The organism is Pseudoalteromonas luteoviolacea, from assembly GCF_000814765.1.
GTDB classification, from domain to species: domain Bacteria; phylum Pseudomonadota; class Gammaproteobacteria; order Enterobacterales; family Alteromonadaceae; genus Pseudoalteromonas; species Pseudoalteromonas luteoviolacea_H.
In genome coordinates, this window is the sequence record NZ_JWIC01000010.1 from 1 (window position 1) to 5,000 (window position 5,000).

The 5,000-nt window shown below is 46.4% G+C and carries 4 rRNA genes (1 of these 4 running past the window's edge); all 4 read right to left on the bottom strand.

Annotated features, from left to right (window positions below):
* A 23S ribosomal RNA gene (locus JF50_RS21630) occupies positions 1-395 on the bottom strand; the annotation flags it as partial.
* 255 nt (positions 396-650) lie between these two features.
* A 16S ribosomal RNA gene (locus tag JF50_RS21635) occupies positions 651-2,180 on the bottom strand.
* A 1,631-nt stretch (positions 2,181-3,811) separates the two neighbouring features.
* Positions 3,812-3,926 (bottom strand): 5S ribosomal RNA (gene rrf / locus JF50_RS21640).
* Positions 3,927-4,106: 180 nt separating this feature from the next.
* A 23S ribosomal RNA gene (locus tag JF50_RS21645) occupies positions 4,107-5,000 on the bottom strand (it continues 1,989 nt past the right edge of the window).

Sequence of the window (5,000 nt, forward strand, 5' to 3'; positions counted from 1 at the left end):
CCCCCCATATTCAGTCAAAGTTTCACGTGCTCCGACCTACTCGATTTCACTTCAGATAAATTTTCGTGTACGGGACTGTCACCCTGTGTCGTCCAACTTTCCAGAAGGTTCCACTAATTACACTGAAGCTTAAGGGCTAATCCGATTTCGCTCGCCGCTACTTTCGGAATCTCGGTTGATTTCTTTTCCTCGGGTACTTAGATGTTTCAGTTCTCCCGGTTTGCCTCTTACAGCTATGTATTCACTGTAAGATACCGCTAAGCGGTGGGTTTCCCATTCGGAAATCTAAGTCTCAAGTGCCTCTTACTGGCTTGACTTAGCTTATCGCAAGTTAGTACGTCCTTCATCGCCTCCAACTGCCAAGGCATCCACCGTGTACGCTTAGTCACTTAACCATACAACCCAAAATGGTTTGTATCGTCAAAGACAGTTTTAACTTCGCCAGAAGTTAAGTAATACTAAAGTAGACGCTAATTAATCAACTAAATGATTAATCGGCATTTTCTTTCGAAAACTCTGAATAACAATTGCTTGTTATTCGAGAATTTAATTATCAGCTTTCCAAATTTTTAAAGAGCAATATTAATTAGCTATAAAGCTAACTAACAATCATCTGTGTGGACACTTCGAACAAATCTGTTCTAAATCGTTAAGGAGGTGATCCAGCCCCAGGTTCCCCTAGGGCTACCTTGTTACGACTTCACCCCAGTCATGAATCACTCCGTGGTAAGCGCCCCCCGAAGGTTAAGCTACCTACTTCTGGAGCAACCCTCCCATGGTGTGACGGGCGGTGTGTACAAGGCCCGGGAACGTATTCACCGCGGCATTCTGATCCGCGATTACTAGCGATTCCGACTTCATGGAGTCGAGTTGCAGACTCCAATCCGGACTACGACAGACTTTAAGTGATTCGCTTACTCTCGCAAGTTCGCAGCACTCTGTATCTGCCATTGTAGCACGTGTGTAGCCCTACACGTAAGGGCCATGATGACTTGACGTCGTCCCCACCTTCCTCCGGTTTATCACCGGCAGTCTCCTTAGAGTTCCCGACCGAATCGCTGGCAACTAAGGATAGGGGTTGCGCTCGTTGCGGGACTTAACCCAACATCTCACAACACGAGCTGACGACAGCCATGCAGCACCTGTATCAGAGTTCCCGAAGGCACCAAACCATCTCTGGTAAGTTCTCTGTATGTCAAGTGTAGGTAAGGTTCTTCGCGTTGCATCGAATTAAACCACATGCTCCACCGCTTGTGCGGGCCCCCGTCAATTCATTTGAGTTTTAACCTTGCGGCCGTACTCCCCAGGCGGTCTACTTAATGCGTTAGCTTTGGAAAAGTTGTCCGAAGACCCCAGCTCCTAGTAGACATCGTTTACGGCGTGGACTACCAGGGTATCTAATCCTGTTTGCTCCCCACGCTTTCGTACATGAGCGTCAGTGTTGACCCAGGTGGCTGCCTTCGCCATCGGTATTCCTTCAGATCTCTACGCATTTCACCGCTACACCTGAAATTCTACCACCCTCTATCACACTCTAGTTTGCCAGTTCGAAATGCAGTTCCCAGGTTGAGCCCGGGGCTTTCACATCTCGCTTAACAAACCGCCTGCGTACGCTTTACGCCCAGTAATTCCGATTAACGCTCGCACCCTCCGTATTACCGCGGCTGCTGGCACGGAGTTAGCCGGTGCTTCTTCTGTAAGTAACGTCACAGCTAGCAGGTATTAACTACTAACCTTTCCTCCTTACTGAAAGTGCTTTACAACCCGAAGGCCTTCTTCACACACGCGGCATGGCTGCATCAGGCTTGCGCCCATTGTGCAATATTCCCCACTGCTGCCTCCCGTAGGAGTCTGGACCGTGTCTCAGTTCCAGTGTGGCTGATCATCCTCTCAAACCAGCTAGGGATCGTCGCCTTGGTAAGCCATTACCTTACCAACTAGCTAATCCCACTTGGGCCGATCATAAGGCGAGAGCAGAAGCCCCCTTTGGTCCGTAGACATTATGCGGTATTAGCCATCGTTTCCAATGGTTGTCCCCCACCTTACGGCACGTTCCCAAGCATTACTCACCCGTCCGCCGCTCGTCATCTTCTAGCAAGCTAGAAATGTTACCGCTCGACTTGCATGTGTTAGGCCTGCCGCCAGCGTTCAATCTGAGCCATGATCAAACTCTTCAATTAAAAGTTTTTTGGTACCGAGTACCTGACTCAATGAATACTGATTGATAATTTCTAATAAAAGAAATAAATCGAATTGACTGTTATAGTCACTCAGTAAAATTGAGATTCTAAATTTTTTGTTAGAACTCAATCTGTACGAGTGCCCACACAGATGATTGCTTCATATTTTTAAAGAACAGTGTAACTAACTCTTGGTTAGTTACCGCAGCGTTGCTGCGAAGTGGAGCGCCATATTAACCGCTTCACTTTTAAAGTCAACTAGAAAATTTAATTTTTTAATTAATCTTTCAATTTAACTTTAACTTTCATTTTGGTTTGCGTTTTCTCTCGCAGCCCGCCGTGTCAGTGGGTGCGCATTATAGGGAGATTTAAGATTGGCGCAAGCGTTTTTTTCGCTTTTTTCTTAATAAATTTATTTAATTAGTTAACCTCAAAAAGCACAGCCTAGATACACAAGTTATACACAAAAACCTGTGGATAAAAGTACAAAATGTAACGATAGCGAGCGAAGCGAGTACGTTCAATTTGCGCAAGAAAAGTGTAAAAGGTTAGCGACAATGAACGAAGTGAATACGCTCTTTTTACGCAAGGTGAAATAAGCCGTTTTAACTAAACAAAGTCAATACACTGCCATCAACCTCTATCATGTTCTCTCTATGTCATTCCGGACTTACTCCGGAAACCATATATTAGGCACAAAAGAAATGGATCCTGAAGCGAGTTCAGGATGACATGGTGCAAAATGTAACGACAGCGAGCGAAGCGAGTACGTTCAATTTGCTCAAGGTGAAGTGAACCGGTTTAACCGAACAGAATCAATACACCTCTACAAATTCAGCAATCGCGTCAAAACTAACAAAGCATGGATCCTGAAACGAGTTCAGGATGACGTGGTGTAAAAGGTTAGCGACAGCGAACGCAGTGAGTGCGCTTCTTTTGCGCAAGGTGAAGTGAGCCGGTTTAACCGAACAGAATCAATACACCTCTACAAACTCAGCAACCTGGCAAAAACTGGAAAAGCACGGACCCTGAAGCGAGTTCAGGATGACATGGTGCAAAAGGCTAGCGACAGCGAACGCAGTGAGTGCGCTTCTTTTGTGCAAGGTGAAATGAGCAGTTTTAATCAAAGGTAATTATAGCACTGCACCCAACCTCTCCGTCACCCTGAACTCGTTTCAGGGTCTATAGTGCAAATTGCCAAAGACAATGAACGCAGTGAGTACGTTCAATTTGCGCAAGGTGAAATAAGCGGTTTTAACTGTTGCTGAGGGACTGTATTTAAAAGGAGTAAAGAGTTAAAGCAGTGAAGGTTGCTCCTTTCACCTTGCGCTTATCGTGCAAAAGACTAGCGACAACGAACGCAGTGAGTACGCTCTTTTTGCGTAAGGTGATTAACGTGCAAAATGTAACGATAACGAGCGAAGCGAGTACGTTCAATTTGCGCAAGGTGAAATAAGCTAGTTTAGCTGTTGCTGAGGAAATCTTGAGTTTGCCTTGTCGGCGGTGAAGGATGCTCCCTTCACCTTGCGCTAATTCGTCTCTTTATCAATGTGCATGACCTCTGCAACATTCGAGACGATTTAGCACGAAAAAAGCCCGACTCTTTCGAATCGGGCTTTCTTTTATTTGGCACTTGGCAATGTCCTACTTTCACATGGGAAACCCCACACTATCATCGGCGCTATTTCGTTTCACTACTGAGTTCGGCATGGGTTCAGGTGGTTCCAAAATGCTATGGTTACCAAGCAAATTCTTTTCGTGCAAATGGCTAATGACGTCTTTTTGTCATTTCATTTGCGCAAGGTGAATTGATTTCTCATAAGAGCTTATCTAGTCACAATGCTTAAAATCTGGAAGCGTAATTAAATTCTTATCGTCTACTTATATTCTTAACTTCTAACAAGCTTAAAACCACTTTGGCGTTGTATGGTTAAGCCTCACGGGTAATTAGTACGAGTTAGCTCAATGCCTCACAGCACTTCCACATCTCGCCTATCAACGTTGTAGTCTTCAACGGCCCTTCAGTTAACTCTAAGTTAAAGTGAGAACTCATCTCGAGGCTCGCTTCCCGCTTAGATGCTTTCAGCGGTTATCGATTCCGAACGTAGCTACCGGGCAATGCTATTGGCATAACAACCCGAACACCAGCGGTTCGTCCACTCCGGTCCTCTCGTACTAGGAGCAGCCCCTCTCAATTCTCAAACGCCCACGGCAGATAGGGACCGAACTGTCTCACGACGTTCTAAACCCAGCTCGCGTACCACTTTAAATGGCGAACAGCCATACCCTTGGGACCGACTTCAGCCCCAGGATGTGATGAGCCGACATCGAGGTGCCAAACACCGCCGTCGATATGAACTCTTGGGCGGTATCAGCCTGTTATCCCCGGAGTACCTTTTATCCGTTGAGCGATGGCCCTTCCATTCAGAACCACCGGATCACTATGACCTACTTTCGTACCTGCTCGACGTGTCTGTCTCGCAGTTAAGCTGGCTTCTACCATTACACTAACCGTACGATGTCCGACCGTACTTAGCCAACCTTCGTGCTCCTCCGTTACTCTTTGGGAGGAGACCGCCCCAGTCAAACTACCCACCAGGCACTGTCCTCAATCCCGATTAGGGACCTAAGTTAGAACATCAACACTACAAGGGTGGTATTTCAAGGACGGCTCCACACAATCTAGCGACTGTGCTTCAAAGCCTCCCACCTATCCTACACATGTAGGGTCAATGTTCAGTGCCAAGCTGTAGTAAAGGTTCACGGGGTCTTTCCGTCTAGCCGCGGGTACACAGCATCTTCACTGCGATTTCAATTTCA